General features: G+C 71.5%; 26 protein-coding genes. 10 read left to right on the top strand and 16 right to left on the bottom strand.

The window, feature by feature from the left end; all coding sequences use genetic code 11:
- Positions 1 to 49: 49 nt before the first annotated feature.
- Positions 50 to 976 carry a class A beta-lactamase gene (bla, locus tag ACBI99_RS33080; RefSeq protein WP_219501492.1) on the top strand — a complete coding sequence of 309 codons (927 nt, stop codon included), beginning with the start codon at positions 50 to 52 and terminating at the stop codon, positions 974 to 976.
- A 552-nt stretch (positions 977 to 1,528) separates the two neighbouring features.
- On the opposite strand, the gene ACBI99_RS33075 is transcribed toward bla, so the two are convergent.
- Positions 1,529 to 4,219, bottom strand: coding sequence for a BTAD domain-containing putative transcriptional regulator (locus ACBI99_RS33075; RefSeq protein ID WP_375074258.1), 2,691 nt, complete (start codon positions 4,217 to 4,219; stop codon positions 1,529 to 1,531).
- Positions 4,220 to 4,333: 114 nt separating this feature from the next.
- Between ACBI99_RS33075 and ACBI99_RS33070 the strand changes: the two genes are divergently transcribed.
- On the top strand, positions 4,334 to 5,257 hold the full coding sequence (locus ACBI99_RS33070) for a M23 family metallopeptidase (RefSeq protein ID WP_375074257.1): 924 nt from the start codon (positions 4,334 to 4,336) through the stop codon (positions 5,255 to 5,257).
- Here the strand turns inward: ACBI99_RS33070 and ACBI99_RS33065 are convergent.
- Entirely contained in the window at positions 5,254 to 6,057 is an 804-nt protein-coding gene (locus ACBI99_RS33065; RefSeq protein ID WP_357583133.1) for an FKBP-type peptidyl-prolyl cis-trans isomerase, read from the bottom strand. The two genes, ACBI99_RS33070 and ACBI99_RS33065, sit on opposite strands and share 4 nt — an antisense overlap.
- Before the next feature lie 92 nt (positions 6,058 to 6,149).
- Here ACBI99_RS33065 and ACBI99_RS33060 point away from each other — a divergent pair, with 92 nt between their 5' ends.
- Positions 6,150 to 7,187, top strand: coding sequence for a DUF2293 domain-containing protein (locus tag ACBI99_RS33060; protein ID WP_219501484.1), 1,038 nt, complete (start codon positions 6,150 to 6,152; stop codon positions 7,185 to 7,187).
- Positions 7,184 to 7,558: an MmcQ/YjbR family DNA-binding protein gene (locus ACBI99_RS33055; protein ID WP_219501482.1), complete on the top strand. Its 375-nt coding sequence runs from the start codon at positions 7,184 to 7,186 to the stop codon at positions 7,556 to 7,558. The genes ACBI99_RS33060 and ACBI99_RS33055 overlap by 4 nt, the downstream gene beginning before the upstream one ends.
- On the opposite strand, the gene ACBI99_RS33050 is transcribed toward ACBI99_RS33055, so the two are convergent.
- The 8 genes from ACBI99_RS33050 to ACBI99_RS33015 all read right to left on the bottom strand — a co-directional run bounded on the left by ACBI99_RS33050 (position 7,538) and on the right by ACBI99_RS33015 (position 14,716).
- Positions 7,538 to 8,152, bottom strand: coding sequence for a LysE family translocator (locus ACBI99_RS33050; protein ID WP_219501480.1), 615 nt, complete (start codon positions 8,150 to 8,152; stop codon positions 7,538 to 7,540). The genes ACBI99_RS33055 and ACBI99_RS33050 overlap by 21 nt on opposite strands.
- A 116-nt stretch (positions 8,153 to 8,268) precedes the next feature.
- Entirely contained in the window at positions 8,269 to 9,456 is a 1,188-nt protein-coding gene (locus ACBI99_RS33045) for a kynureninase (RefSeq protein WP_219501477.1), read from the bottom strand.
- A 4-nt stretch (positions 9,457 to 9,460) separates the two neighbouring features.
- Positions 9,461 to 10,567: an ABC transporter substrate-binding protein gene (locus ACBI99_RS33040; RefSeq protein WP_219501475.1), complete on the bottom strand. Its 1,107-nt coding sequence runs from the start codon at positions 10,565 to 10,567 to the stop codon at positions 9,461 to 9,463.
- A gap of 14 nt (positions 10,568 to 10,581) precedes the next feature.
- Positions 10,582 to 11,550 (bottom strand): amidohydrolase family protein, encoded by a 969-nt coding sequence (locus ACBI99_RS33035; protein WP_375074256.1) that lies wholly within the window; start codon positions 11,548 to 11,550, stop codon positions 10,582 to 10,584.
- Positions 11,550 to 12,065, bottom strand: a complete 516-nt coding sequence (locus ACBI99_RS33030) for a 3-hydroxyanthranilate 3,4-dioxygenase (RefSeq protein WP_219501471.1) — start codon at positions 12,063 to 12,065, stop codon at positions 11,550 to 11,552. The genes ACBI99_RS33035 and ACBI99_RS33030 overlap by 1 nt, the downstream gene beginning before the upstream one ends.
- Positions 12,062 to 12,466: a RidA family protein gene (locus tag ACBI99_RS33025; protein ID WP_308125642.1), complete on the bottom strand. Its 405-nt coding sequence runs from the start codon at positions 12,464 to 12,466 to the stop codon at positions 12,062 to 12,064. Before ACBI99_RS33025 ends, ACBI99_RS33030 begins: the two co-directional genes overlap by 4 nt.
- A gap of 26 nt (positions 12,467 to 12,492) precedes the next feature.
- Positions 12,493 to 13,290 (bottom strand): 2-keto-4-pentenoate hydratase, encoded by a 798-nt coding sequence (locus tag ACBI99_RS33020; protein ID WP_219501467.1) that lies wholly within the window; start codon positions 13,288 to 13,290, stop codon positions 12,493 to 12,495.
- Positions 13,280 to 14,716 carry an aldehyde dehydrogenase family protein gene (locus tag ACBI99_RS33015; protein WP_219501465.1) on the bottom strand — a complete coding sequence of 479 codons (1,437 nt, stop codon included), beginning with the start codon at positions 14,714 to 14,716 and terminating at the stop codon, positions 13,280 to 13,282. The genes ACBI99_RS33020 and ACBI99_RS33015 overlap by 11 nt, the downstream gene beginning before the upstream one ends.
- A 106-nt stretch (positions 14,717 to 14,822) precedes the next feature.
- On the opposite strand from ACBI99_RS33015, the gene ACBI99_RS33010 reads away from it, so the two are divergent.
- The 3 genes from ACBI99_RS33010 to ACBI99_RS33000 all read left to right on the top strand — a co-directional run bounded on the left by ACBI99_RS33010 (position 14,823) and on the right by ACBI99_RS33000 (position 16,615).
- A complete protein-coding gene (locus tag ACBI99_RS33010; protein ID WP_375074255.1) occupies positions 14,823 to 15,365 on the top strand; it encodes a VanZ family protein in 543 nt (180 codons plus the stop codon).
- A gap of 154 nt (positions 15,366 to 15,519) precedes the next feature.
- Entirely contained in the window at positions 15,520 to 16,272 is a 753-nt protein-coding gene (locus ACBI99_RS33005) for a GntR family transcriptional regulator (RefSeq protein ID WP_308125632.1), read from the top strand.
- A gap of 112 nt (positions 16,273 to 16,384) precedes the next feature.
- Positions 16,385 to 16,615, top strand: a complete 231-nt coding sequence (locus ACBI99_RS33000; RefSeq protein ID WP_219501459.1) for a hypothetical protein — start codon at positions 16,385 to 16,387, stop codon at positions 16,613 to 16,615.
- A gap of 155 nt (positions 16,616 to 16,770) precedes the next feature.
- On the opposite strand, the gene ACBI99_RS32995 is transcribed toward ACBI99_RS33000, so the two are convergent.
- Positions 16,771 to 17,736: a hypothetical protein gene (locus ACBI99_RS32995; protein WP_357583125.1), complete on the bottom strand. Its 966-nt coding sequence runs from the start codon at positions 17,734 to 17,736 to the stop codon at positions 16,771 to 16,773.
- A gap of 177 nt (positions 17,737 to 17,913) precedes the next feature.
- On the opposite strand from ACBI99_RS32995, the gene ACBI99_RS32990 reads away from it, so the two are divergent.
- Positions 17,914 to 18,435 carry a gamma carbonic anhydrase family protein gene (locus ACBI99_RS32990; RefSeq protein ID WP_219501455.1) on the top strand — a complete coding sequence of 174 codons (522 nt, stop codon included), beginning with the start codon at positions 17,914 to 17,916 and terminating at the stop codon, positions 18,433 to 18,435.
- On the opposite strand, the gene ACBI99_RS32985 is transcribed toward ACBI99_RS32990, so the two are convergent.
- Positions 18,407 to 19,309 (bottom strand): hypothetical protein, encoded by a 903-nt coding sequence (locus tag ACBI99_RS32985; protein WP_219501453.1) that lies wholly within the window; start codon positions 19,307 to 19,309, stop codon positions 18,407 to 18,409. The genes ACBI99_RS32990 and ACBI99_RS32985 overlap by 29 nt on opposite strands.
- A 53-nt stretch (positions 19,310 to 19,362) precedes the next feature.
- Between ACBI99_RS32985 and ACBI99_RS32980 the strand changes: the two genes are divergently transcribed.
- Both ACBI99_RS32980 and ACBI99_RS32975 read left to right on the top strand, forming a co-directional pair.
- Positions 19,363 to 20,700 (top strand): hypothetical protein, encoded by a 1,338-nt coding sequence (locus ACBI99_RS32980; RefSeq protein ID WP_375074254.1) that lies wholly within the window; start codon positions 19,363 to 19,365, stop codon positions 20,698 to 20,700.
- Positions 20,701 to 20,906: 206 nt separating this feature from the next.
- Positions 20,907 to 21,068, top strand: a complete 162-nt coding sequence (locus ACBI99_RS32975; RefSeq protein ID WP_020540796.1) for a hypothetical protein — start codon at positions 20,907 to 20,909, stop codon at positions 21,066 to 21,068.
- Positions 21,069 to 21,150: 82 nt separating this feature from the next.
- On the opposite strand, the gene ACBI99_RS32970 is transcribed toward ACBI99_RS32975, so the two are convergent.
- From ACBI99_RS32970 to ACBI99_RS32955, 4 genes are all read right to left on the bottom strand, one after another.
- Positions 21,151 to 21,432: a metal-sensitive transcriptional regulator gene (locus tag ACBI99_RS32970; RefSeq protein ID WP_049560737.1), complete on the bottom strand. Its 282-nt coding sequence runs from the start codon at positions 21,430 to 21,432 to the stop codon at positions 21,151 to 21,153.
- A 28-nt stretch (positions 21,433 to 21,460) separates the two neighbouring features.
- Complete coding sequence (locus ACBI99_RS32965; protein ID WP_375074253.1) at positions 21,461 to 22,528, bottom strand: glycosyltransferase; 1,068 nt, start codon at positions 22,526 to 22,528, stop codon at positions 21,461 to 21,463.
- Entirely contained in the window at positions 22,525 to 23,319 is a 795-nt protein-coding gene (locus ACBI99_RS32960) for a hypothetical protein (RefSeq protein WP_219501447.1), read from the bottom strand. The genes ACBI99_RS32965 and ACBI99_RS32960 overlap by 4 nt, the downstream gene beginning before the upstream one ends.
- A 147-nt stretch (positions 23,320 to 23,466) precedes the next feature.
- Positions 23,467 to 25,566 carry a (Fe-S)-binding protein gene (locus tag ACBI99_RS32955; protein ID WP_375074252.1) on the bottom strand — a complete coding sequence of 700 codons (2,100 nt, stop codon included), beginning with the start codon at positions 25,564 to 25,566 and terminating at the stop codon, positions 23,467 to 23,469.
- Positions 25,567 to 25,590: the final 24 nt, after the last annotated feature.

The following is a 25,590-nucleotide window of genomic DNA, read 5'->3' as shown; positions in this document are numbered from 1 at the left end:
ACGTCTGGTTTGCTCCTGCCCTCTGACAGCGAACAGCGAAGGACTTGACATGCTCCGTTCCCGGCAGGCCCTGCGATCGGCCGCCCTGGCGCTCTCCCTCCTCGCCGGCGGCGCCACCCTCCCGGCCACCGCCGCGCCCGCGACCGCCGCCGCCGTGCACCTCGCACCCGGCGCGACGGCCAAGAAGGAACTGCGCGCCCTGGAAGCCGCCTTCCAGGGACGCATCGGCGCGTACGCCGTCGACACCGCCACCGGCCGGACCGTCGCCTACCGCTCGGACGAACGCTTCCCGCTGCTGTCCACGTTCAAGGCCCTGCTCTGCGGCGCCGTCCTCCACAAGGCGCGCACCGCCGAGCCCGGGCTGCTCGCCAAGCGCCTCCACTGGACCGCCGACGACCTCGTGACGCACTCCCCCGTCACCGAGAAGCACGTCAAGGACGGCCTGACCGTGGCCGCCCTGTGCGAAGCCACCATCACCACCAGCGACAACACCGCCGCCAACGTGCTCCTCAAGGAGATCGGCGGCCCCGCCGCCGTCACCCGCTACCTGCGCACGCTCAAGGACCCCATCTCGCGGCTCGACCGTACGGAGCCCACGCTCAACGACTGGACGCCCAAGGAGAAGCGCGACACCACCACCCCCGCCGCCGCCGCCCGCGACCTGCGCGCCCTCACCGTCGGCGACGCCCTGCACCCCAAGGACCGGCACCAGCTCAACGCCTGGCTGATCGCCAACCAGACCGGCGACACCCGCATCCGCGCCGGCCTGCCTAAGACGTGGCGCATCGGCGACAAGACCGGCACCAACGGGTCCCGCGGGCTCGCCAACGACATCGCCGTCATCTGGCCCGCCAAGGCTTCCGCCCCGATCATCATGACCATCTACACCAACCGCACCGACCCGGCCGACCCGGTGGACGACAAGGTCATCGCCTCCACGGCCACCATCCTCGCCCGCGCCCTCAACACCCTCTGACCCCCTGACCGACAAACCCCCATAAGGGCCCCCGTACCCCCGGGGGTGCGGCACCGCGCCCGAGGGGGGCAGGCGCCCCCGGGAGAGGCGAGCGCCCCCGCGAGGGCGGGCGCGCCCCGGGAGAAGCGAGCGCAACCCCGGGAGAAGCGGGTGCCGTGTCTAAGGGCGACGGGCCACCTCCCCGAAAGGGCCCCTGCCCGAAGGGCCGCATGCCCCCGAGGAGATAGTGGGGCAGCGCGCCCGGGAGGGACGGACGCGGCCCTCGGGAGGGCGGGCGGCGGGCCTCCTCCCCGAAAAGGGCCCCTGCCCGAAGGGCCGCATGCCCCGCGGAGATGGTGGAGCCACGCCCCCGGGAGGGCCGGTACGACCCCCGGGAGGGCGGGCGCCCTGCCTTGGGGCGGCGGTCGGTCCTCGCGGGAGGGCGGGCGTGTCCCGTTGGTTCGCGCGCTCCCGTGGGGGCCGGGTGGGGCCGAGGGTGTGGGTGGGCTGGTCCTCTTGGCGGGTGGTGGCCCGGTCCTTGGGGCGGGGGCGTTGGGCTGTGGGGCGTACGGGTTAGGCGGGGAGGGTGCGGCGGAGGGCGGTGGCGTGGGCCTGGTAGTCGAGGGCGAGGCCGGTGCGGCCGGCAGAGAGGTGGAGGTCGGCGAGCAGTTGGGTGGTGGAGGCTTCGCCGCTGCGGTCGCCGAGTTCGCGGAAGACGAGGAGGGAGCGTTCGAGGCCGGCAGAGGCGGGGGCGAGGTCGCCGCGGGCGACCTGGAGGCCGGCGAGGCTTTGCAGGGCGTAGGCGCCGCAGTGCCGGTCGCCGAGGGATTCGAAGATCTCCAGGGCGTGGCGGTGGAAGGACATGGCCTGGTGGAGGTGGCCCATCTGGAGGCAGACGCAGCCTTCGCGGTGGGAGTCGCCGAGCTCCTGGGCGAGGCGCATGGCCTGGGTGAGGGATTCGGACGCCTGGGCGAGGTCGCCGGCGCGCAGGCAGGCGCGGCCGATGGCCTGGCGGGCGAACGCCTCGCCGTGCTGGTCCCCGGCGGCGAGGAACATGGCGAGGGCGCGGCGGAAGTGGCCGAGGGAGCGGGCGTGGCGGCCGCGGAACTGGTGGACGGCGCCGAGCCCGCAGACGGAGGTGGCTTCGGCGCGGAGGTCGCCGAGGTCGTGGAAGAGGCGGCGGGAGCGGGTGAAGCCGTCGGCGGCCTCCTCGTACCGGTCGCGGTAGAGGGCGACCTGGGCGAGGCCGCGGAGCATGGCGGCTTCGCCGTACGTGTCGCCTGCGGCGCGGGCGGCGGCCAGGGCGGCGGTGTGGGTGCGCTGCCAGGTGTCGAGGTGGCAGCGCAGGTCGAGGTAGGGGACCATGGCGGCGGCCAGGCCCCAGGCGGAGGCGGCGAGGCCGGTGCGGGCGGCGACGGTGACGGCGGCGGCGAGTGTGTCGTGTTCGGCTTCGAACCAGGAGAGCGGGTCGGCGGTGAGCCGGTCGAGGAGGGGTTCGGGGAGCCGCCAGCGGGGGGCGTCGGCGGCGGTGAGGCCGAAGACGGTGGTGGGCAGGCGGGCTCGGGCGTGTTCGGTGGTGGCGGTCCAGGCGGCGAGGACGCGGGCGAGCCCGTCGCGGTGGGGGGTTCGTGAGGTGGAGTGCTGGCGGATGAGGTCGGGCAGGCGGTAGCGGGGCTGGCCGACGGGGTCGGTGCCGACGAGTTCGAGGAGGTTGACGTCCACGAGCAGGTCGGTGACGTCGTCGGCGCGGTGCCGGTCGAGGGCGGCGGCGACGACCCAGCCGGGCTGGGGCGCGGCGCCGAGCAGGCCGAGGGTGGCGAGGGTGCGGGCGGCTTCGGCGGGCAGGTGGCTGTAGCTGCGGTCGAGGCGGGCGCGTACTTCTTCGAGTTCGCCGAGGCGGTCGTCCTGGAGGCGTTGCCGCAGGACGGACAGGGACCAGCCGGGGCGTCCGGCGAGGCGGGCGCCGGCGCTGCGGAGGGCGAGGGGGAGCCGGCCGCAGGCGGTGACGATGGCGAGCGCGTCGGCGCGTTCGCGGGCGACCCGGTCGGGGCCGGCGATCCGGGCGAGGAGGCGCAGGGCGTCGTCCTCGGGCAGTTCGGCGAGGGTGACGTGGCGGGCGCCCGGCAGTTCGGTGATGCGGCGTCTGCTGGTGATGATGACGGCGCTGTCGTTGCCGGGGAGCAGGGGGCGTACCTGGGCGGCGTCGAGGGCGTCGTCGAGCAGGATGAGCATCGGTCGTTCGGCGAGCAGGGAGCGGAGCAGGGCGGAGCGTTCGTGGAGGGTGGGCGGGGGGCGTTCGGCGCCGAGGGCGCGGAGGGCTTCGGCGAGCAGGTCGGCGGGGTGCCTGCCGCCGAGGTCGAGGTGGAGCTGTCCGTGGGGGAAGCGGGGCCGGAGGAGGTGCGCGGCGCGTACGGCGAGGGCGCTCTTCCCGGCGCCGGGCGGGCCGGTGATCACGGCGACGGCGGCGGGGCGCGGGCGGGTGAGCGCGGCGAGTTCGGGCTCGCGGCCGGTGAAGTCGGGGATGTCCGGGGGGAGCTGGTGCGGGGTGGTGGGGAGGGAGTCGTCGGCGAGGACGGTCTCGTAGGCGCGGCGGAGCTCGATGCCGGGTTCGACGCCGAGTTCGTCGACGAGGCGGGCGCGGATGCCGGCGTAGGCGCGTAACGCCTCGGCTTTGCGTCCGCCGGCGTGGAGGGCGAGGATGAGGCGGCTCCACAGGTCCTCGCGGTAGGGGTGTTCGACGAGGAGGGCGCGCAGTTCGCGGACGGCTCCGGCGTGGTCGGCCCGGTCGAGGCGCTGGGCGATGAGTTGTTCGGCGGCGCGGAGCCGTGCTTCGTGGAGGGGGTCGAGGCGGCGTTCCCACAGGGGGCTGCCGGGCAGGTCGGCGAGGGGGGCACCGCGCCAGAGGGCGAGGGCGTCGGCGTAGCGGCCATGTTCGACGTGGTCCTGGAAGACGAGCAGGTCGAGCGTGTCGGCGGGGACGTCGATGGCGTAGCCGGATCCGGCGCCGCGCAGGGCGTCGCCGGCGCGGGCGGCGCGGGACAGGTCGGCGCGCAGGGAGCTGACGTAGGTGCGCAGGTTGGCCTGGGCGGAGCGGGGCGGGCGCTGCGGCCAGAGGACCTCGGCGAGCTGGTCGCCGCCGACGACCCGGCCGGCGTCCAGCAGCAGGGTGGCGAGCAGCAGCCGTGGCTTCCTGCCGGAGATCCGGACGGGACGTCCCGCTGACCGGACTTCCAGCGGCCCGAGCACGTGAAAAGTGACCGTCATGACCGCATCAGCTCCTCTTTGGAGGCCTGACAGCTTTTTGTATCGGTTCTGGATGTTCTTTGTGCGGTGAATCTCGACCCTGGGTTCAGAGCCCCTCCCGGAAAGGATCACCCGATGAGGTTCAGCGGAGCAATGGTCGCGGGTGTCGCACTCTTACTCAGCATCGGAACGGCGTCCACGGCCTCGGCCGACCCGTCGCTCGACCCGGAGCCGTCGTCCGACAGCGTCGGGATTCTGGCCACCAACTTCCAGCTGCCGTTCCCCTGCGGGCAGTCCTGGAACGGCAACTCCAGCGCGAGCAGCGCGCACCAGTCGTGGGAGATCGACTTCAACCGGGGCAGCACGGCCGGCGCCGACCTCGGCGACACGGTGGTGGCGGCGGCGTCGGGCACGGTGGGCATCTCGGCGCACCAGGGCTCGGCGAACGGCTACGGCAACCTGGTCAGGATCGACCACGGCAGCGGCTGGTCCACCTACTACGCGCACCTCAACACGCGGTCGGTCAGCGCGGGCCAGTCGGTCTCGCAGGGCCAGAAGATCGGCACGGTCGGCAACACCAGCAAGCCGGGCAACAACATCAGCCCGCACCTGCACTACGAGGTGCGGCAGGGCACCGGCTACCCGGACAACATCCGCAAGGCGGTCTTCAACGGCGTCACGTTCGGCTATCCGGTCCAGACGCTGACCTCGCGCAACTGCGGCGGCTCCAGCAACCCGTACACGCCGCAGGAGGCGTGCGGATCGGGCTACGACGTGATCGACTCGGCCGGGCTGGGCACGTCGGGCACGGTCTACCTGCTGTACAACAACGGCAACGGCAACAACTGCGTCGTCACGATGAAGCACACCTCGCTGGGCACGCCCACGGCCACCACCGCGTATCTGGAGGTGCAGGGCAGCACCCGGAAGACCGATTCGGGCAACTACTCCTACTATGCGGGTCCGGTGTACGCGTACGCGCCGGGCAAGTGCGTCCGGTGGGGCGGCAAGGCGGGCTCGTCCACGTACGACAGCCCGTTCGAGCACTGCGGCTCCTAGAGCGCGTCGAGGATGTCGATGACGTAGAGCGTCGGCTCGCCCCGTGAGCTGGTGGGCGAGCCGATGGCGACCCGGCCGCCGACCCGCTGGCCGCGTAGGCCGTCGACCCAGCCGGGCGGCACCGTGTCGGGGGTCAGCCGGTAGGCGCTCGGGCCGCCGCGCTTGTAGGAGGAGTCCACGACTTCGCGTGTGGGCCAGGAGGCCGCCACGTACTGGATGACGATCTTGTCCCCGGGCATGACCTCGGCCCCGGACCCGCCGATGAGCGTGCGGGCCGGGGCCGCCGGCGTGAGGTCGGCGGGGACGGTGGGCAGCGGCCGGCCCACCAGGCGGGCGTCCGGCGGGTAGCCGCCGATGATGTCGAAGACCACGACGAGCGTTTCGGCGGGCGGGACGCCGTCGAGGCGCATGTCGGGCCCGAGCGTCTGGACGGCGGGGCCGACGAGCAGCACCCGGCTGCCCGCCGCCCGCCCGATGAGGGCTTCCTGCCAGGTGCGGGGCACCGCGCGCCCGTCGAAGACGACGGTGACGGGCTGGTTGGCCTCGTACGTGCTCAGGTGCGGCTCGTTGCCCGACCAGCGGCGGATCTCGACGTCGGCGAGCACCACGTCCCCGGGCATCGTGCGCCGTCCGGCGCCGTGGGAGAGCAGGACCACCCGAGGCGTGCGTCCGGGTTTGCCGGGCGGGATGGTGACCTCGGGCGGGGCGCCGACGGGGCCGGCGACGACGGGCAGCGTGCCGCTGTCGGCGACGCCACAGGAGGTGGCGAGCACGAGTACGGCGGGCCAGAGCAGGCGCACGATTCCTCCCGGTGCGAGATCCGCCCGCTTCCTTGCCGGGATCACCACAAGGCATGCCCACCTGCTGACAAAGGCGCGGCACACTAAGGGGCGTGAGCAAGCCGAACCTGGCCCGCAGGGTCGCCGAAGCCGCCGAGCTCGCGCTGACCCGCAACAAGTACGTGACGTTCCTGGACGTGGTGACGGGTCTGCGCTGGCTGCATTCGCGTCATGTCGACACCTGGCGGCAGGGCCGGGCGGCCACGCTGGCGGAACTAGCCGCCGTCGACGAGGACCGCCTGGTGGCCACGGCCGCGCTGCTCGGCGACTGGGCGCGGGCCAGGGGGCTGCGCCCGGTGGAGACGCCGTACGTGTCGGGCAGCCGTGACCGGCGGCCGTTGCGGTTCACGGGCGGGGGCGGGCAGGAGGCGTTCCGGGTGCACTGGCTGTCGCCGGACCTGAGCGAGGCGCGGGTGCGGCAGCTCACCGAGCGGCAGAGCAAGGCGCCTGATCTGGTGGTGGTCGCGCCGCTGGAGGCGTGGACGTGCGCGTCGTGCCGCGACACCGGGCCTTATCTGATCATGGAGGACGACCGGCCGCACTGCCTGACGTGCGCGGATCTGGATCATCTGACGTTCCTGCCGTCGGGTGACGCTGCGTTGAGCCGCCGGGCCAAGCAGGAGAGCCGGCTGTCGGCGGTGGTCGTCCGCTACAACCGGCGGCGCAAGGTCTACCAGCGGGCCGGGCTGCTGGTGGAGGAGGAGGCGCTGGCGCGGGCCGAGGAGCGCTGCCTGGCCGACGAGGAGGTGCGGCTGCGCCGCCGCGAGCGTGACGCGGTGCGCCGGGCCGAGCAGGACGTGGAGTTCCAGGCGCGGATGGCGGCGGAGATCGCCCGGCTGTTCCCCGGCTGCCCGCCGGACAGGGCGCGGGAGATCGCCGAGCACGCGGGGCTGCGCGGCAGCGGCCGGGTGGGCCGCACGGCGGCGGCCAAGGTCCTGGACGAGAACGCGATCACGCTGGCCGTGATCGCGTCCATCCGTCATCGCGACACCGACTACGACGAGCTGCTTATGTCGGGGGTGCCTCGTATGGTGGCCCGAGACCGGATCAGGGCCGCGATCGACCGCAAGCTTGAGGAGTTCCGGACATGACCGACTGGCACGACATCCGCGAGGAGCTGCGCGCGTTCGCGCTCGGCCTCCCCGAGACCCACGAGGACCACCCGTGGGGCGAGACCGTGATCAAGGTGAACAAGAAGGTGTTCCTGTTCCTCGGCATCGACGAGCGGACCGAGAAGTGGGACCCGACCTTCGGCGTCAAGCTGCTGTCGGAGACGCACGGGCACGCACTGACCGTGCCGGGGGCGGCGCCGAGCGGCTACGGGCTCGGCAAGGCCGGCTGGGTGACGGTGCCGTTCCTGGCCGAGCTGCCGGAGACCGAGGTGCTGCTCGACTGGGTCGAGGAGAGCTACCGGGCCATCGCCCCCAAGCGGGCGGTCAAGCTACTGGACGGCCAGCCGTAGCGCGAAGCCGACCAGCAGCACGCCGGTGACCCGCTCGACCCGGGCGCGCACCCGGGGCGTGCGCAGCAGCGCGCCGACCCGGTCGACGATCAGGTTGTAGAGGCTGAACCAGAGCGCGTAGAGCACGGCGATGATGCCCGACAGCAGCAGCGCGCTGCTCAGCGTGTCGCCGTGCGACGGGAGAAACTGCGGCAGCCACGTCACGAACAGCAGCAGCACCTTGGGGTTGAGCAGGTTGGACAGCAGGCCCCTGCGTACGTGGACGAGCGGCGAGCCGCCGGGCGCCGACTCGGCGGCCTCGGCGGTCTCGGCGGCCTTGCCGCGGCTCGACAGCAGCGCGTGGACGCCGAGCCAGAGCAGGTAGCAGATGCCCAGCCCGCGCACCACGGTGAAGGCCGTGGGCGAGGCCACGAGCAGCGCCGACAGGCCGATCGCGGCGGCGGCGGCGTGCACGGACAGGCCGAGCAGGCCGCCGAGCATGGTGAGCAGCCCGGCCATCCGGCCGTGGGCGAGCGAACTGCGCATGATCAGGGCCGCGTCGGGCCCGGGAATCATGATCATGACAAGCGTGGTGACCACGAAGGTCAGCAGCATGGCGGGGGTCTCCCGGAGCTGGAGGCGCGCTCCGGTCGACCCGCTCGTGCGCAGGCCGCACGGTGACGCGGGCGAACATCGGTGAAGTGCCTTGTGGGCAAGCCGATGTTACCTGGTCAGGTGACCGCGAGCCGCCGCGCGTATCGGTCGTCGCGCCAGAGCTCCTTCTCCAGCACCTCCAGCAGCGTGGTGGCCGCGTCGTACACGTCGGTGTAGCGCGTGTAGAGCGGCGCGAGGCCGAAGCGCAGGATGTCGGGGGCGCGGAAGTCGCCCTGCACGCCCCGGTCGATGAGCGCCCGCATGACCGGGTAGCCGTCGGGGTGGCGGAAGCTGACGTGGCTGCCGCGCCGTTCCGGGTCGGCGGGCGAGGCGAGCTCCAGCGCGTCGCCGACGAGCTCGACGAACAGCTCGCCGAGCGCCACGCTCTTGGCCCGCAGCTGGTCGAGCGGCACCCGGTCCCAGATGTCGAGGGCGGCCTCCAGCGCCGCGAACGACAGCACGTGCGGCGTGCTGATCGCGAACCGCCTGATGCCCTCGGCCGGGCGGTATCCGCTCTCGAACGCGAACGGGTCGGCGTGGCCGTGCCATCCGGACAGCGTGTTCACGGCCGTCGCATGGTGGCGCGGATTCACGTACAGGAAGGCGGGGGCGCCGGGGCCGCCGTTCAGGTACTTGTACGTGCAGCCGACGGCGAAGTCGGCGGCCGAGACGTCCACGCGCAGGGCGCCGACGCTGTGGCACACGTCCCACACCATGAGCGCGCCCGCGGCCTGCACCCGGGCGGTCACCTCGGCGACGTCGTGCCGTTCCGCCGTGCGGTAGTCGACCTCCGACAGCAGCACCACCGCCGCGTCGTCGAAGCGGCCCTCGGCGAAGTCGCGGATCTCGTAGCCGGCGGCCAGCCCTTCGATCATGTAGTGGTCGGTGGGGAAGTTGTTGACGTCGGAGACGATCACGCGGCGGTCCGGGCGCAGCCGCAGGGCCGCCGAGACGGCCTGGTGGACCGCGATGGACGTGGTGTTGCCGGCCACGACCTGGCCGGGCCCGGCGCCGATGAGCGGCGCGATGCGGTCGCCCACGCGCAGCGGCTGGTCGTACCAGCCCGCGCTGTTCCAGCCGCCGACGAGCTGGACGCCCCATTCGTCGGTCACGGCCTGGTTGACCCGTTCCGGAGTGCGGCGCGGCAGCGCGCCCAGCGAGTTGCCCACGAGGTAGATGACGCCTTCGGGCAGCGCGAACTCGTCCCTGAAGTCGCGCAGCGGGTCGTCGGCGTCCAGGGCGAGGCAGCGGTCACGGTCCTGCAACGCGTCACTCCTTCGGGGGGATTGTGGCAATCACCCGATTGATGCCATTTTCGTACTGTCTGGCATACCAGTTCTGGACCGGGTTGTGCGAGGTGTCGTCGAGCCTGAGCTTGCCGCGCGGGCTCTCCAGCTCCCCCACCCCGGCCAGCGCCTCCCCCAGATCACCGCCACGCGCCGCCGCCCGGTCGATGAGCCGCATCGCGTCCCAGCTCTGCAACGCCACCACCGACGGGTTCTTGCCGGTGCGCGCCCGCCAGGTGGCGACGAACGCGGTGTTGGCCGGGTTGTCCAGCGCCGGCGAGTAGCTGCCGACGCTGGTGATGCCCTCGGCGTCCCGGCCGATCGCCGCCAGCACGTCCTCGTCCACGAGCTGCTGGCAGGCCAGCAGCTCGATCCGGGCGTCGTAGCCGAGCTGCCTGAACGCCTTGACGAACGTGACCGCCTCCCCGCCCGCGTAGAACGCGTACAGCAGCTCCGCCTCCGGCGGGATCCGCTCCAGGTACGGCTCCAGGTCCCCGACCTTCCCGTACGGCGTCAGGATGCGCGTGAGCGGGCCCGCGCCGTACCCCTCCTCGAACCCGTCGAGCGTCTCCACGCCCGCCGAGTAGTCGGAGGCCATGAGCACCACGCCGGTCCGCCCGTAGCGCTCGGCGGCGTAGCGGCCGGCCGCCTCGCCCTGCTCGCGGTTGGTGTAGGAGACGCGGAAGACACCGGGGCCGCCCAGCTCGTCGGCGCCCGCGTTGGCGATCACCACCGGCGTGCCGTCCGCCGCCTCGGCGACCGACACGGCGACCGGCGAGGCCAGCAGCCCGGTGATCACGTCGGCGCGCTCCTGGCTCACCAGCCGCCGGGCCTCGCGCCCACCCCGGTCGGCGGCGCCCGCGTCGTCGGCCACGACCAGCCGGGCCGGCCTGCCGCCCAGCCTGCCGCCGTGCTCGTCCAGGTAGAGGCGCATGGCGGCCTCCATCTCGTCGCCGAGCATCGCGTACACGCCGGTCTGGGAGATGATCGCGCCCACCGTGAGCTCGCCGTCGTCGCGGGCCTCGGTCGGGGCCGGCCCGCCGCAGCCGGCGGCCAGCAGCACCAGCAACCCGGCCACGGGCAGGCGCATGGGTGCTCCCTTCGTCAGCCCAGGAACGCCCCGGCGTTGCCGCCGAGCAGCTTGGCCCGCGCCTCGTCGGACAGGAAGCCCGCCTTGCGGACCAGCGCGCCGACGGGCGACTCGCCGAGCGGGTAGGGGTAGTCGGAGCCGAGCATCACGTGGTCCTCGCCGATCGTGTCGACGAGCAGCCGCAGCGCCCGCTCGTCGAAGACCACGGTGTCGACCGCGAACCTGCCGAGGTAGGCCGACGGCGGCCGCTCCGAGACGCCGACCAGGTCGTCGCGCCGGTGCCAGGCGTTCTCGAACCGGCCCAGCCAGAACGCGAACGACCCGCCGCCGTGGGCGAAGCAGATCCGCAGCGTATCCGGCACCCGGTCGAAGACGCCGCCGAGGATCAGCGCCAGGATCGACAGGTGCGTCTCGGCGGGCATCCCGACCAGCCACTGCGCCATCCACCGCTCGACGCGCGGGCCGCCGGGCATGTCCCACGGGTGCACGAAGACCGGCACGCCGCGTTCGGCGCAGTGCTGGAGGAACTGCACGATCCCGGCGTCGTCGAGGTCGCGGTCGCCGACGTGGTTGCCGATCTCCACGCCCCGGTGCCCGGCCGCGATGCTCCGGTCGAGCTCCGCGCAGGCCAGGTCGGGGTCCTGGAGCGGCACCTGGCAGAACGGGATCAGCCGGTCGCCGTCGCAGATCTCCAGCGCGAGGTCGTTGAAGATCCTCGCGACCCGTACGGCCTCGGCGGCGGGCCTGTCGTAGGCGAAGAACACCGGCGTCGGCGAGACGACCTGCCGGTCCACGCCGTCGCGGTCCATCGCGGCCAGGCGGACGTCGGGGTTCCAGCAGTCATCCTGGATCTTCCGGAAGTCCCGGTCGTTGACGAGGATGGTCGCCTCGCGCTCCGACTCGATCCGCAACCGGGGCGCCCCCGGCCAGCCCAGCTCCGGCCAGCCTCGGGGCACGTGGTGCGTGTGGATGTCGGTGATCATCAGCCCTTGCCAGGATGGAGCGTGCCGCAGGAGTCACAGGTGCGCGCCTTCTCGTCGGTGTAGAAGGCGTTGAAGACCGGCGGCAGGTCCTTGACGATGTCACGCACCTGCAGCTCGACCTCGTGCACCAGCGCGGCGCACTGCGGGCAGTACCACTGGAACCGCTCCAGGACCCCCTCCGGCCGCACCCGTTCCACCACCAGCCCGACCGAGCCCTCCTCGGGCCGCTGCGGCGAGTGGGGCATCCCTGGCGGCAGCAGCCACATCTGCCCCTCCCGGATGTGCACGGTGTCGGGCCCGTCGTCGGTCATCACGTTCACGTGCATGTTGCCGCGGACCTGGTAGAACAGCTCCTCGTACGGGTCGATGTGGAAGTCGGTGCGCGCGTTGGGCCCGCCGACCACCATCACGATGAAGTCCTCGGCCCCCTCGAACACCACCTTGTTCCCGACCGGGGGCTTGAGCAGATGGGCGTGCTCGTCGATCCACTTGGTGAAGTCGATGGGCGGGATCATGATCGCTCCTGGGGGTGGTAGGCGACGGCTTGCATCTCGATCAGCAGGTGGGGGTGCGGCAGCTGGTGCACCGCGACCGTGGTCCGCGTCGGGCCCTCCTCGTCGAAGAACTCGGCGTAGACCTCGTTGTAGCCCTTGAAGTCGTTCATGTTGACCAGGTACGTGGTGATCTGTACGAGGTCGGCCAGCGAGCCTCCGGCGGCCTTGAGAATGTCGCCGATGTTCTCGATGACCGCCCTGGTCTGCTCGCGGATGTCGAGCTCCGGCGCGCCGTGCTTGTCGACGCGCACGCCGACGAAGGTGTTGTCGGGCCGCCGCGAGCTCGTGCCCGACACGTACAGGAAGTCGCCTGCCCGCTTCACGTGCGGGAACCTGCCGAGCGGTGTCGCCTTGCCACGCACCTGCAGTGCCTCGCCCCGATCAAGGCTCACTGGGAGAACACCGCCCGCACCGAGCCCAGCCCGTCGATGTGCGCCTCGAAGGCGTCGCCGGGCTCCACCGGCACGACGGGGCCGAGCGCGCCCGTCAGCACGACGTCACCGGCGCGCAGCGGGTGCGCGGTGCGGCCGAGGGCCCCGGCCAGCCACACGGCGGCGTTGAGCGGGTGGCCCATGCAGGCCGCGCCGGACCCGGCCGACACCTCCTGCCCGGCGCGCGTCATCCGCATGACGGCCAGCCGCAGGTCGGTCCCGGCCAGCGGGACGGGCGTGTTGCCCAGCACGAAAGCGCCCGCGGAGGCGTTGTCGGCGACGGTGTCGGCCGGCGTGATGTCCCAGTCGGCCACGCGCGAGTCGGCGATCTCGACGGCGGGCAGCACGAAGTCGACCGCCCGGATGACCTCCGCGACGGTGAACGGCCCGCCCACCAGGTCGGCGCCCATGACGAAGGCGATCTCCGCCTCGGCCCGGGGCTGCAGGAACCTGCTCACCGGCACGGGCAGCCCATCAAGGTAGGACATATCCGCATAAAGCATGCCGTAGGTGGGTGTGTCGATCCCGAACTGCTTCTGCATCAGCGGATTCGTCACGCCGATCTTCCGCCCGACCAGCCGCCGCCCCTCGTCCAGCGCCCGGGCTGTGTTGATCTCCTGTACGGCGTAGCCCTCGGCCAGGGTGCTGACCAGGTCCCGGATGGGCGCGCACGGCTTGCCCGACCGGGCCGCCTCCAGCAGTCGGTCGGCGGCCTGTCCACGCGCATCGACTGCCTGCGACCATTCATCGTGCATCGGGGTACTCCAGCTTGATCGTAATCGTGGTGGGCTCGGAATAGAAGTCGAGCGACCGTGTCCCACCTTCCCTGCCAATGCCCGACAGCTTGACGCCGCCGAACGGGGTGCGCAGGTCGCGCAGATACCAGGTGTTGACCCAGACGAGCCCGGCCTCGATCCGCTGCGCCACCCGGTGCGCCCGGTCGAGGTTCGCCGTCCACACGGTGGCCGCGAGCCCGTAGTCGCTGTCGTTGGCCAGCGCCACCGCCTCGCCCTCGGTGTCGAACGGCGCGACGTGGCAGACCGGCCCGAAGATCTCCTCGCGGTTGAACGCCGACGACTCCGGCAGCCCGGTCACCACGGTCGGCTCCACGAAGTAGCCCCCGTCGCGCGCGTCGCCGAACTCCGGCACGCCGCCGCCGGTCACGAACGTGGCCCCCTCGTCCCGGGCCAGCGCGTAGGCGCCGAGCACCTTGTCCCGGTGCTCGGCCGAGATCATCGGCTGCGGCTCCACCTCGCGCGCCCGCGCCGCCAGCCGAGCGCAGAACTCCTCGAACACCGGCCGCTCGACGTAGAGCCGCTCGGTGCACAGGCAGACCTGGCCGCCGTTGGTGAACACCGACCTGGCGCAGCCCTCGACCGCCCTGTCGAGGTCGGCGTCAGCGAACACCAGGCCCGCGTTCTTGCCGCCGAGCTCGAAGGAGACCGGCCTGACCCGGTCGGACACCGAGCGCATGATGGCCGTGCCGGTGCGGGTGGAGCCGGTGAACGTCACGCCGTCGACGCCGGGGTGCTCGACCAGGAGCCGGCCGCTGGTCCCGTACCCGAAGATCACGTTGACCACGCCGTCGGGCAGGCCGGCGTCGGCGCAGATGTCGGCGAACAGCGACGCCGAGCCGGGGGTGTTCTCCGACGGTTTGACCACCACGGTGTTGCCCGCCATCAGCGCGGGCGCGAGCTTCCAGGTCATGAGCAGGAACGGCAGGTTCCACGGCACGACCACCGCGACCACGCCGAGCGGCCTGCGGATCGTGTAGCTGAGCACGCCGGGCAGGTGGAACGCCTCGTCGGGGCGCTGCGCGGCGATCTCGGCGAACGCCCGGAAGTTGGCGGCGCCGCGCGGGATATCGAGCGTGCGGGTCTGCTCCAGCGGCTTCCCGGTGTCGGCGATCTCGGCGGCCACCAGGTCGTCGAAGCGGGCCTCGATGCCGTCGGCGAGCCTGCGCATCCACCCGGCGCGCTCGGCCGCGGGCAACGCCGCCCAGCCGGGAGCGGCCGCGGCGGCGGCCTCGACGGCCTGCCGGACGACCTCCTCGTCCGCCTCGCGCGCCTCGCCGGCCCGCGCGCCCGTCATCGGGTCATGGACGCCGAACGCCGGCCCCTGGGCCACCCGCCGGCCGCCGATGAAGTGGTTCAGCACCGAGCTCGCCTCCTCGCTCTGCATCGTCTCTCGCCGGCGGGCGCCGCGCCATGCCGCTCCTGCATGATCGCGGAGACCTGTCCTGGGAGTCATCTTCTCGTAGCCACGAATCGGCCGACATCATGGTCCGGTGAGGCAGACGTGGGTTTTGTGGGGAAACGTCATTATTGCTGGTACCTTTGCGCTGTTTTTCGGCGTGCTCGCCATCATGCTCCTCGCCCGGCGCCGCGCCCGCCGAGGCCACCCCGCGCCGCTGCGCACCGCGCTCGCCGACGTGGGGATCGTGGTCGGCACCGCGCCGTGGATCTGGATGATCCTCACCCCGGCCACCGGTCAGGAAGGTGTCAGTCTCGTCCCGTTCAAGGACCTCGCCTGGATCGCGAGCGCGCCGTGGGAGACAGCGTTCGTGCAGGTCGGAGGCAATCTGCTGGTGTTCGCGGCGCTGGGGGCGCTGCTGCCCGTGCGCACCGCCAGGATGGCCTCCGCGGCCCGCGTGGCCGCCGTCGCGGCCGGAGCCTCCGCGCTCGTGGAGGTGCTCCAGTATGCGCTGCGGCTCGGCAGGTTCTCGTCCGTGGACGACGTGCTGATCAACACGCTGGGCGCGGCGGCGGCGGCTTTGGTTACTCGCCGCTGGTGGGCGTCTCATATTTCGGTCGGCCCGAATTCCCGATAAATAGGCCATTAAAAACGGGCACTAATCGACACACAGGCACACACCGCTCAAAAGAATGCTCGGGACCAACCTCCGTATCTGTGCGATCGTGGACAAGACGGGGCAAGTTCTCTGGAGACGCCAAACCCGCTTGGTGACAGAGGGTGATCAAACAGTGTCTGAATCCCCGGTACCCCACGAGCCCCCTATCTATCGACGCATCGCCGACGGCCTCCGCTCCCGGATCCTGTCCGGCGAATTGCGCGACGGGGAACGGCTGCCGGGCGAGAACGCGCTCATGGCCGACTACGCAATCGCACGGGCCACCGCCAGGCAGGCGCTTGCGGTACTGATCAACGAAGGGCTGGCGGTGCCGAAGCGAGGCTCGGGGGTCTACGTGAGACTGTTCAAACCGATCCGCCGGCACGGCTCCCGCCGTCTGGCGCGCGAGCAGTGGGGCCAGGGACGATCCATCTGGGAGGCCGACACCCGCGGCCGCCCCTTCACCGTCGACGAGGTCGAGGTGGCCCGCGAACAGGCCCCCGACGAGATAGCCGGCGTGCTGGAGAGCCGCGAGGTCTGGGTGCGCCGCCGGCGCTACTCCGTCGACTCGCGGCCCGTGCAGCTCGCCACCTCCTACTTCCCGGCGCAGCTCGTCGAGGGCAGCGCCATCACCGCCGCCGAGACCGGGCCCGGCGGCGTCTACGCCAGGCTGGGCGACCTCGGCCTGCCCCCCGCCCACTTCACCGAGGAGGTCCGCGCCCGCATGCCCCGCCCCCGCGAGAGCGTCATGCTCGGCCTGCCCGGCGGCACCCCCGTGATCGTCATCGACCGCACCGCCTACACCGCCGGCGGCCTCCCCGTCGAGCTCAACGAGATGGTCCTCGACTCGGCGGCTTACGTGCTCCAGTACGACTTCGACGCCTGAGTCAAGAAGGCAACGCTGACCTGTCCTTCCCGATCATTGACGTCTCTAGAGATGTGGCGCACCTTCGAAGGAGATGGAACCTCGTACAGGGGCCCCTGGAAGGTTGAACCGGATGACCTTTGACCGGCATCTAGCAGAGATCGCCCGGGAGTACCCGAAGTGGACCATCTGGCGTAGCGACGCCGGCCGCTGGTGGGCCACCCGTCACCACCCGCTGGACGCGGCCCAGCGCGACGCCGGATGCGCGATGACCATCGACGCGGACGACCCGGAGCAACTCCGTGAGCAGCTCCGGGACCAGGAGAGGCGCGCAGGCGAGGAGGAGGGGCGCGCCCCTCCCTGAGGCGTGGGCCGGTGCTGGCCGGTCCACGCCCTAGAGCCGCCCGGTGCCGGGTCCAGCGTCTCGGCGGCCCCGGCACCGGGCAACCAAACGGGGCCACTGACGTGGAAGCCTCCGACCCGATCGGGGGCGGAGGCTTCCACTTCGATCCTTCTGTCCTACTTGCGGGCCTCGGAGAGCCGGCCGAGGTTCACGTCCGTGTCGTCGGCGCTCTGCGGCTCCTCCTGAACGTCCTCCCGAACGTCCTCCCGCTCGACGACGATCCGCACGTCGTCCTGCGGGGCCGGGCCCACCGCCGGCTGGGTGGCGTCGGCGATGAGGGCGCCCGCGGCGGCCTCGTTGCGCATGAGGTCGCCCAGCACGCTGGTGACCTCGTTGAGCCGGCGCACCACCTCGGTGTGGGTGTTGGTCAGATACTCCACCCGCCGGCCGGCGTGCTCGTCCAGCGCGGCGACCCGCTGCTGCGCGGCCTGGAGCGCCGCCTCGGCCTCCGCGTTCGCCGCCTTGACCAGCTTGTCCGCCTCCGCCTGGGCGGTGGTGATCAGCCGCTCCGCCTCGGCGCGGGCGCCGCCGACCGTCTGCTCGGCCTCGGCCTGCGCCGACGTCACCATGCGCTCGGCCTCGGCGTGCGCCTCGCGGAGCCGGCTCTCGGCCTCGGCGCGGGCGGCGCCTCGGGTCTCCTCGGCGTCGGCGCCCGCCTGCGCCAGCATCCGCTCGGCGGCCTCGGTGGCCTCGCCCACGCGCCGCTCGGCCTCGGCCTGCGCCGAGGTGAGGATCTTGTCGGCCGTCTCGCGGGCCGTGCTCGTCATCCGCTCGGACTCCGACCTGGCGGCGTCGCGCAGCGCCTTGGCCTCGGCCTCGGCCTCCTCGCGCATCGCCGTCGCCTCTTCCTGGCCCAGCTTCAGAATCTGCTCCAGCCGGGTGCTGGGATTGAAGTTCTGCGGCACCTCGGCGATCTGCCGCCTGGCCTCCGCGAGCTCGATCCGGCCCTGCTCGGCCTGGTCGATCGCGCGCGCCAGCCGCTCTTCGAGATCCCTGATTTGGTTACGGGTGCGGATCATGTAGTCGTGGACCTGACGGCGGTTGTAGCCGCGCATCACGACTTCGAACGTGTCCTCTTGCATCAGATCGGGAATGCTCTCGTGCCGGTTTGTCATGCTCTACCTAAGGGGTTGCGTAAGGCGGGGAAAACTGCGGGTTGTGAGGGTCTGACGACGAGACGTTAAGAATCGACTTTCCTGCCATCTGCCCCCCTCCGCAACCGGAACGCCTGAGGAGAGACGGGAATTACGATGGGGCAGATGTACATCGCGGCATTGGACGGCGACGCTGTTCCGGACATCCATTCTCAGGCCTACATCGCCCCCGGTGCGGTCGTGGTCGGCAGGGTCTCGATCGGCAGGGCGTCGAGCATCTGGTACGGCTCCGTTCTGCGAGGTGACGACGAGCGGATAGAGATCGGCGAGGAGTGCAACGTGCAGGACCTGTGCTGCCTGCACTCCGATCCGGGCGAGCCCGCGATCCTGGAGTCGCGGGTCAGCCTGGGGCACAAGGCGATGGTCCACGGCGCCCACGTGGAGTCGGGCGCGCTGATCGGCATCGGGGCCATCGTGCTGGGCGGCGCCCGCATCGGCGCGGGCACGCTGGTGGCCGCCGGAGCCCTCGTGGGCCCCGGCAAGAAGATCCCGTCCGGCGTGCTGGTCGCCGGCGTGCCCGGAAAGATCGTGCGCGAGCTCACCGACGACGACCGGGCGTCTTTCGCCCGCACGCCGGACAACTACATGGCCAAGGCTCTCAGGCACCGGCAGGCGTCAGCAGTTTGATCAGGACCTCGTCCGACACCGAGGCGGTGTTGAGCGGGTCGGCGTACTCGGGCATCTCCGGCCGCAGGAAGCGGACGTAGTCCACGGTCAGCTTCAGGTCGGGCAGCCCCCTGACCTGCTTGGCGTTGCCCTTGGTCACGTCCTTCTTGAGCGTGCTGTAGCTGTCCCAGTCCGTGTAGGCGGTCACCCCCCACTGCAGCACCTCGGGCAGCTCCGACGGCCAGCGGCTGCCCACCTTCCACGCGCCGCCCTCGTCCTTGTAGAGGGCGACCGCGACCCGGCCCACCCGGGCCAGCACCAGCTCCACCCAGGCGCCCTTGACGGCCAGTTCCTGCGGCTTGGAGCTGCCGTCCCTGGTGAACTTCACCTCGACCTGGCTGCTCTTGTCGCCGGTGCCGGTGGTGACGGACATCCAGTTCGGGTTCTCGTACGAGCCCGGCACCCGGGCCATCAGGCCGCCGAGGGAGAACTTGCGCTTGGGCTTGCCGCCCCGCTTGCCCTCGACCTTGACCCGGGCGTGCATGACGATGTCGCCGGCCAGCTCCTGGTAGACGAACGGGCCGCGGAAGCCGTCGAACCAGGCGGACGTCTTCGGCTCCAGGTAGAGGGCGCCCTTGGCGGTCTTGTTCACGTCGAGGACCGCGATCCGGTCGACGTCCTTCTCGGTGTCGCTCAGCTTGGTCCACATCGACAGGTCGGTGGCGGCCCCGAACTCGGTCGAGGCTCCGCCCACCTCACCGCCGGGCGCCGGGGGCGAGGCCTTGGCGAGGGTGAGGACCCCGAGGGTGGGCGTCGGCGGCTGTGCCGTCGTCGCCGTGCCGCACCCCGCCAGGACGCACAAGGCCATCACGCTCCCCGCCATCTTTGCCCTCATAGCGGCCATTCTGCCGTGTTCCGGACGTGGTTGATTCGAGTTCGCCCAGTACGATGGCCGCCGTGCGCCCGTGGAATGCGTTCACCGCCGTGGAGGCGGAGGTCCGCGCGGTGGTCACCGGCCCACGCTGGCCGGAGCTCCCGGAGCCCGCGCGTGCCCACCAGATCGCCTCCCGCGCCCTCGTCACCGCCGACGGCGACCGATGGCTGTTCGCCGCCCACGCCCGCTGGCACCTGCACGACCCGGCAGGAGGCCGCTGGCACCCCGCGCCGCCGCCCCGCCACCTGCCCGCCCGCCGGGTCAGGCACGCCGCCGCCGCGCTGCCCGCCGACCTCGTCCCGCGCGGCCCCGACTTCGCCGCCGAGCCCGGCTCCACCCAGGCGTTCGTCGGCCCCGACGTGCCCGACCGGCTGTGCGGGCACATCCGTGAGCTGCTGCGGGCCAACTGCGGCAAGTCCGAGCCCGAATACCCGCTGACCGCCTTCGGCGAGATCTTCGCAGCCGACGTGCCCAGCACCGTGGCCGCCGTCTGGGGCACGATCATGTGGTGCGCCTACGCGCCCGCGTTCGACGGCAACGAGCGGCTGCTCACAGCCTTCGGGGAGTTCCTGCGCCGGCCGCTGCCCGGCGACGAGTGGGTGCGCTGGCTGCCCGCGCCGCCGCTCGCCGACCTCGTCCACCTCGTCGCCGAACGCCAGCGCGCCGGCCACCCGCGCGCCGCCCTCCGCCTGACCGCGCTCATCGCCGACACCGCCCAGTTCCTGCTCGCCGACCCCCGCTTCCGGCCCCGCGCGCTCGCGCTGCTCACCATGACCGAGCCCGCCCTGCAGCAGCCCGGCCTCGACGACCACCTCCTCGACGACCAGGCCCTGCGGAGCGCCTGGCTCGCCCGCTGCCCGCCCCGCCTGGCCCGCGCCCTCCTGCGCGACACCGACCCCGAGGCGCACCTCGCCCACACCGTCTACGACCTGCTCGAAGCCCTGGCCCACACCCCCGACCCGGCCCGGGCCGCCGCCGCCCACCTGGCCGACCTGTCCGACTCTCGGGGCCTGCTGCCGGGCCGCCTCGACCACCGCCTGCGCCAGGCCTACGACGACCTCCACCGCGCCGGCCTCACCAGCACCTCGGCCGCCGAGCGCACGCAGCCCGACGGCTTCCCCATCCGCCCGCCCGCTCTGGGGCATGCCACCGGGACGGGCCCGTACGCCGTGCTGGGGGAGGGCGGGGATCGAGGGCGGGTGGCGGCGGTGCTGGGGGCGGCGTACGCCGTGGGGCTCGCCTGGAGCAGGGTGTCGGGGGCGCGGGTGCCGGAGCGGGGGTTCGCGGGGGCGGCGGCGCTGGTGCGCAGGCTCATCCACGAACGGGACGACGAGCCACCCCTAAACCACTAATCCCAATTTTTCACTCCAACCCCGCCTATATCCCCCAATCACTCCATCGAACCGACCATTCGCTGAATTGTGATCTGGGTTTGGGGAAATGACCCTCCTGTGGCCCGGGTGGCGCCGGAAGGAATGACTCCGATGGGCCATGTCGCCTGAAGGGACCGCACCGTAACCTCGAAGAGGGTGTGGGCTGCGGAAGGAAGGACGACGCGGTGGGGCACGATGACCTGGACTCTCGGGTCCACGACCGTGTCGCGTTGGACGAGATTGCGCTCTACGCCGAGGTGCTCACCGCCGTCGCTGTAAGCGAGCGGCGGCTTACCTTGGATGAGCTCGACGACGCGCTCGGATTGCGGACTTCGGCGAGCCGCTGAAGAAGATGACATGACCTGGTCCCGGACTCCCCAGGGGTCCGGGACAGTGCTTATCTGGAATGGCTCATCCTGACTAGTTCTTTCAGGACCGTACGAGCCGCGCGATGGCCGCCGACGCTTCCTTGACCTTGGCGTCGGCCTCCGGCCCACCGGTGGCGATGGCGTCGGCCACGCAGTGGGAGATGTGCTCCTCCAGCAGCCCGAGCGCCACAGCTTGCAGCGCGCGCGTGGCGGCGGAGACCTGGGTGAGGACGTCGATGCAGTAGGCGTCGTCGTCAACCATCCGCTGCAGGCCCCTGATCTGGCCTTCGATGCGCCTGAGCCGGGTGAGATAAGCCTGCTTGTCTCCGCTGTACCCATGCATGGTTCTACGGTACCCGTTACCCGTATGGTCAGCGGAGGTCCGCGATCAGCTTCTCCCACTGCACGCTGACCTCGTCGGCCGCGTGCCTGGTGGCGGTGTCGAGCGCGCCGGCCGCGAGCGAGCGCCGCCTGCGCTCGTCGTCGATGAGTGACAGCAGCGCGGCGGCCAGCATCTCGGCCTCGCCGGCCGACTCGGGCACGAGCACGCCGTTGTAGCCGGTCGCCACGAACTCGGCCGGCCCCCTGGCTCCCTCGAACGCCACGACCGGCACCCCGCAGCCCATCGCCTCCAGCACGGTCATGCCCAGGTCGGCGCTGCGCGAGCTGTTGGCCACGATCGACGCCTTGGCGAACTCCCCCGCCAGGTCGGGCGTGGTGCCCATGAAGTAGACGTGGTTGTGCAGGCCCAGCTCGCTGACCAGGGCGCGCAGCCTGCGTTCCTCGGGACCGCCGCCGTACAGCCTGAGCCGCCAGTCGGGGCGCTTGTCGGCGACGATGGCGAAGGCGTTGATCAGCCGGTCGTACGCCTTGGCGGGCACCCACCGCCCGCCGGCCGCCACGATGCGGTTGTCCATCCGGGAGCGCGGCCAGGGCGCGATGGGCAGCGCGTCGGGCACGCTGTGCACGGACGGGCCGCCGTCGAGCAGCCTGCGCCACTCCTCCTGCGCCGACTCGGTGGCGGTGACGACGGCGTCGAGGCGCGGGTAGAGCTTCCTGACCGGGCCGGGAACGGCGGGGCGGGCCCACTCGCGGGCGATGCGCAGGATTTCGCGCGGCGCGTGCCTGGCGGCCTGGACACTCAGTCCGGGCCTGGTGGTGATGAGAACGTCACTCTTGAGCCCACGCAACGCGCGCCACAGCGCCACCTCGGTGCGCACCTGACCGCGTGGCAACAGGTGGCGCACGCCGGGCCTGGCGTCGATGACCGAGCGCATGGTCACGTTCGGGCCGACGGGGAAGAACGGCTTCTCCTTCTGCCGCCTGAGGCTGATCACCTCCACCTCGTGCCGCTGGGCGAGCGCCGTGGCCAGGTTGAGCGTGGACCGGACGTCGCCGCGCATGCCGTACGCGGAGGAGAGGATCAGGCTGATTCTCACCCGCCCACCTCGATGCGGAGCTCGTCGTCGGCCGTGTAGGAGGGCCGGATCGGGATGCCGTCGACCCGCGCCGACGGGTAGTGCAGGCGGCGGCGCTTGCCGTCGACGTCGTCGAGCCAGGCGCCGAGCCGCAGCGGCTCGGGCACGCCGTCGACCTCCAGCGACGGCTCCCAGGTGCCGGACCCCTCGGGGTCGGCCGCGAGCACGTCCACCAGCGAGAAGGCGGCGTGGAAGCGCACCCCCTGCACGGTGGCGGTGGCGCACACCCGCGCGCCCGTCTGCCTGCGCTGCAGGGCCAGCATGGCCTCGTGGCGGGAGTCGTCGTCCTCCAGCCCGGTGTAGGCGAGCAGGCCGGTGACCTCGAAGCGGCCTTCCCTGAACCAGACCGCGCGCACCTCGGCCACCGGCTCCGCGTCGTCGATCTTCAGCGCGAGATAGCCGTTGCGGGTGCGGTAGGAGCGGTAGGCGAGCGTGCGCTTGCACAGCGCGTACGCGTCGAGGTGGTCGAGCGAGAAGCCCGGGTCGATGCTGCGCAGCCGCACCCGCTTGCCGTCGTGGCGCAGGTAGGCGTCCCAGCGTCCGGCGCTGAGCAGCAGCGGGGCCAGCGACACGGCCAGGCTGGCCTCGCGGGCCACGGCTCCCGGGGTGCCGAGCAGCACGTCACGCTCGACGCCGCTGGTGCGGTGGCGCAGCACCAGCTCGGTGCCGGCCTTCAGCGGCTCGCGCATGGCCAGGCGCAGGGAGAGCACGTCGGCCAGGGTGACTTCCGCATCCGTCACGACGACGCTCATGCGTGCCCCCTCCCCGTCGAATAGAGCCATGCGACGTTGAGGTTACCGTGATTTTCCCGTTATGTGGATGGCAGATTTACGGGGATCGTCCCTTCTGACGTGCGAAACTCCTCCACAGACGGCTGTGGAGGAGTCCGACTATCCCGGTCAGGAAGGGCTCTTGACCGATTTGATCAAGAGCTGGGCCACGTCCACGACCTCCAGCGACTCCTTGGCCTCGCCGCTGTTCTTCTTCTCGTTGATGGCGTCGCCGAGCATCACCATGCAGAACGGGCACGCGGTCGACACCGTGTCGGGATTCGTGGTCAGCGCCTCGTCCACTCGCTCGGTGTTGATGCGCTTGCCGATGCGCTCCTCCATCCACATCCGGGCGCCGCCGGCGCCGCAGCAGAAGCCGCGGTCCTTGTGCCGGTGCATTTCCTGGGTCTGCACGCCGGGCACCTTCGACATGATGTCGCGCGGCTGCGAATAGACCTTGTTGTGGCGACCGAGGAAGCACGGGTCGTGGTAGGTGATCTTCTCCTCGATCGGCGTGATCGGCGTGAGCAGCCCCTCGTCCACCAGCTTGGCCAGCAACTGCGTGTGGTGCACGACCTCGTACGTGCCGCCGAGCTGCGGATATTCGTTGGCCAGCGTGTTGAAGCAGTGGGGGCAGGTGGCGACGATCTTCTTGACGCCGGCCTCGTTCAGCGTCTCGATGTTCTGCTGGGCCAGCATGTTGAACAGGTACTCCATGCCCAGACGGCGGGCCGGGTCACCGGTGCACGCCTCCATCGGGCCGAGCACCGCGAACTTGACGCCCGCGATGTGCAGCAGCTCGGCCACGGCCTTGGTGGTCTTCTTGGCCCGGTCCTCCAGCGCGCCCGCGCAGCCCACCCAGAACAGGTATTCGGCGTCCTCGGGCATCTTGTCCTCGACGAGCTCGACCTCGAAGTCCAGCTCCTCGATCCAGTCGGCCCGCTTCATCTCGGACATGCCCCACGGGTTGCCCTTGTTCTCCAGGTTCTTCACCATCACTCCCGCCTCGGACGGGAACGACGACTCCACCATCACCTGGTAGCGGCGCATGTCGAGGATGTGGTCGATGTGCTCGATGTCGACGGGGCACTGCTCCACGCAGGCGCCGCAGTTGGTGCACGACCAGAGCACGTCGGGGTGGATCACGCCGTCCTCGCCGACCAGCGGCTTCTCCAGCAGCGCCAGCACGTCCTGCCCGGCGTGCTCGGTGCTCGCCGCCATCAGGTACGGGGCCACCGCGAAGGCGTGGTCACGCTGGTCGATGATGAGCATCTTCGGCGACAGCGGCTTGTCGGTGTTCCACGCCGGGCACTGCGACTGGCAGCGTCCGCACTCGGTGCAGGAGTAGAAGTCGAGGAAGCCCTTCCACGTGGTGTCGCCGATCTTGCCTCGGCCGAGCTTCTCCGGGTCGAGGTCCTCGTCCTCGAAGTCGACGGTCTTGCCGTCGACCCGCAGCTCGGGGGCCGCGCCCATGGCGTCGGGGCGGCGGGAGAACAGCACGTTGAGCGGCGCGGTGAAGATGTGCAGGTGCTTGGAGTTCATCACGATGACGAGGAACACCAGCATGAAGCCGATGTGCAGCAGCAGCCCGATCTCCTCGAGCAGCTCGCTGTGCGGCAGCACGTCGCCGAGCGCCAGCGAGACGAACGCGCCCGAGGAGTAGGGGAAGTTGCCGTTGGCCGCCGCCGCGCCCCTGGCCAGGAAGAGCGTCCAGATGATGTTGAAGATCATGAACAGCACGAGCCACGCGCCGCCCAGGTGCGACCCGGAGAAGCGGGAGCCCCGGCCGAGCGTCTTCGGCGAGTTCTTCACCCGGATGACGGCGAAGGCGACCACGCCGAGCAGACAGGCGACCGCGATGAAGTCCTGGAGGAAGCCCAGGACCCCCCAGGTGCCGATCAGCGGGATGTGGAAGTTCGGCCTGCCGGTGATGGCGCCCTGGATGATCGCGCCGTACGCCTCGATGTAGACGGTCAGCAGGATGAAGAACGCCCACATGACGAAGAAGTGCGCGACGCCCGACGCCGTCCACTTGAGCAGCTTCTTCTGCCCGAACACCTCGACGAGCTGGGCCTTGATCTCCTGCCCGACGTTGGCCTTGGCATAGGCGATCCGCTCGGGCGCGGGCGGGCCCACTGTGGCGAGCTTGACCAGGAACAGCGCCCGGCGGCCCGCCATGGCGACCGCCGCGACGGTCATCACGAGCCCGATGATGGCTACCCAGAGCACGGATCCTCCCAACACCTCAGCGTA

It is taken from the genome of Nonomuraea sp. ATR24, from assembly GCF_041950485.1.
Classification (GTDB): Bacteria; Actinomycetota; Actinomycetes; order Streptosporangiales; family Streptosporangiaceae; genus Nonomuraea; species Nonomuraea ceibae.
Note: the sequence above shows the minus strand (reverse complement) of the source record. Positions and strands in the feature narration are given on the sequence as shown.

Coding starts and splice junctions, on each gene's coding strand:
- bla (WP_219501492.1), top strand. CDS start 50: ATGCTCCGTTCCCGGCAGGCCCTGCGATCGGCCGCCCTGGCGCTCTCC.
- ACBI99_RS33075 (WP_375074258.1), bottom strand. CDS start 4,219: ATGACGGTCACTTTTCACGTGCTCGGGCCGCTGGAAGTCCGGTCAGCG.
- ACBI99_RS33070 (WP_375074257.1), top strand. CDS start 4,334: ATGAGGTTCAGCGGAGCAATGGTCGCGGGTGTCGCACTCTTACTCAGC.
- ACBI99_RS33055 (WP_219501482.1), top strand. CDS start 7,184: ATGACCGACTGGCACGACATCCGCGAGGAGCTGCGCGCGTTCGCGCTC.
- ACBI99_RS33050 (WP_219501480.1), bottom strand. CDS start 8,152: ATGCTGCTGACCTTCGTGGTCACCACGCTTGTCATGATCATGATTCCC.
- ACBI99_RS33040 (WP_219501475.1), bottom strand. CDS start 10,567: ATGCGCCTGCCCGTGGCCGGGTTGCTGGTGCTGCTGGCCGCCGGCTGC.
- ACBI99_RS33035 (WP_375074256.1), bottom strand. CDS start 11,550: ATGATCACCGACATCCACACGCACCACGTGCCCCGAGGCTGGCCGGAG.
- ACBI99_RS33030 (WP_219501471.1), bottom strand. CDS start 12,065: ATGATCCCGCCCATCGACTTCACCAAGTGGATCGACGAGCACGCCCAT.
- ACBI99_RS33020 (WP_219501467.1), bottom strand. CDS start 13,290: ATGCACGATGAATGGTCGCAGGCAGTCGATGCGCGTGGACAGGCCGCC.
- ACBI99_RS33015 (WP_219501465.1), bottom strand. CDS start 14,716: ATGCAGAGCGAGGAGGCGAGCTCGGTGCTGAACCACTTCATCGGCGGC.
- ACBI99_RS33000 (WP_219501459.1), top strand. CDS start 16,385: ATGACCTTTGACCGGCATCTAGCAGAGATCGCCCGGGAGTACCCGAAG.
- ACBI99_RS32995 (WP_357583125.1), bottom strand. CDS start 17,736: ATGCAAGAGGACACGTTCGAAGTCGTGATGCGCGGCTACAACCGCCGT.
- ACBI99_RS32990 (WP_219501455.1), top strand. CDS start 17,914: ATGTACATCGCGGCATTGGACGGCGACGCTGTTCCGGACATCCATTCT.
- ACBI99_RS32985 (WP_219501453.1), bottom strand. CDS start 19,309: ATGAGGGCAAAGATGGCGGGGAGCGTGATGGCCTTGTGCGTCCTGGCG.
- ACBI99_RS32980 (WP_375074254.1), top strand. CDS start 19,363: ATGGCCGCCGTGCGCCCGTGGAATGCGTTCACCGCCGTGGAGGCGGAG.
- ACBI99_RS32970 (WP_049560737.1), bottom strand. CDS start 21,432: ATGCATGGGTACAGCGGAGACAAGCAGGCTTATCTCACCCGGCTCAGG.
- ACBI99_RS32960 (WP_219501447.1), bottom strand. CDS start 23,319: ATGAGCGTCGTCGTGACGGATGCGGAAGTCACCCTGGCCGACGTGCTC.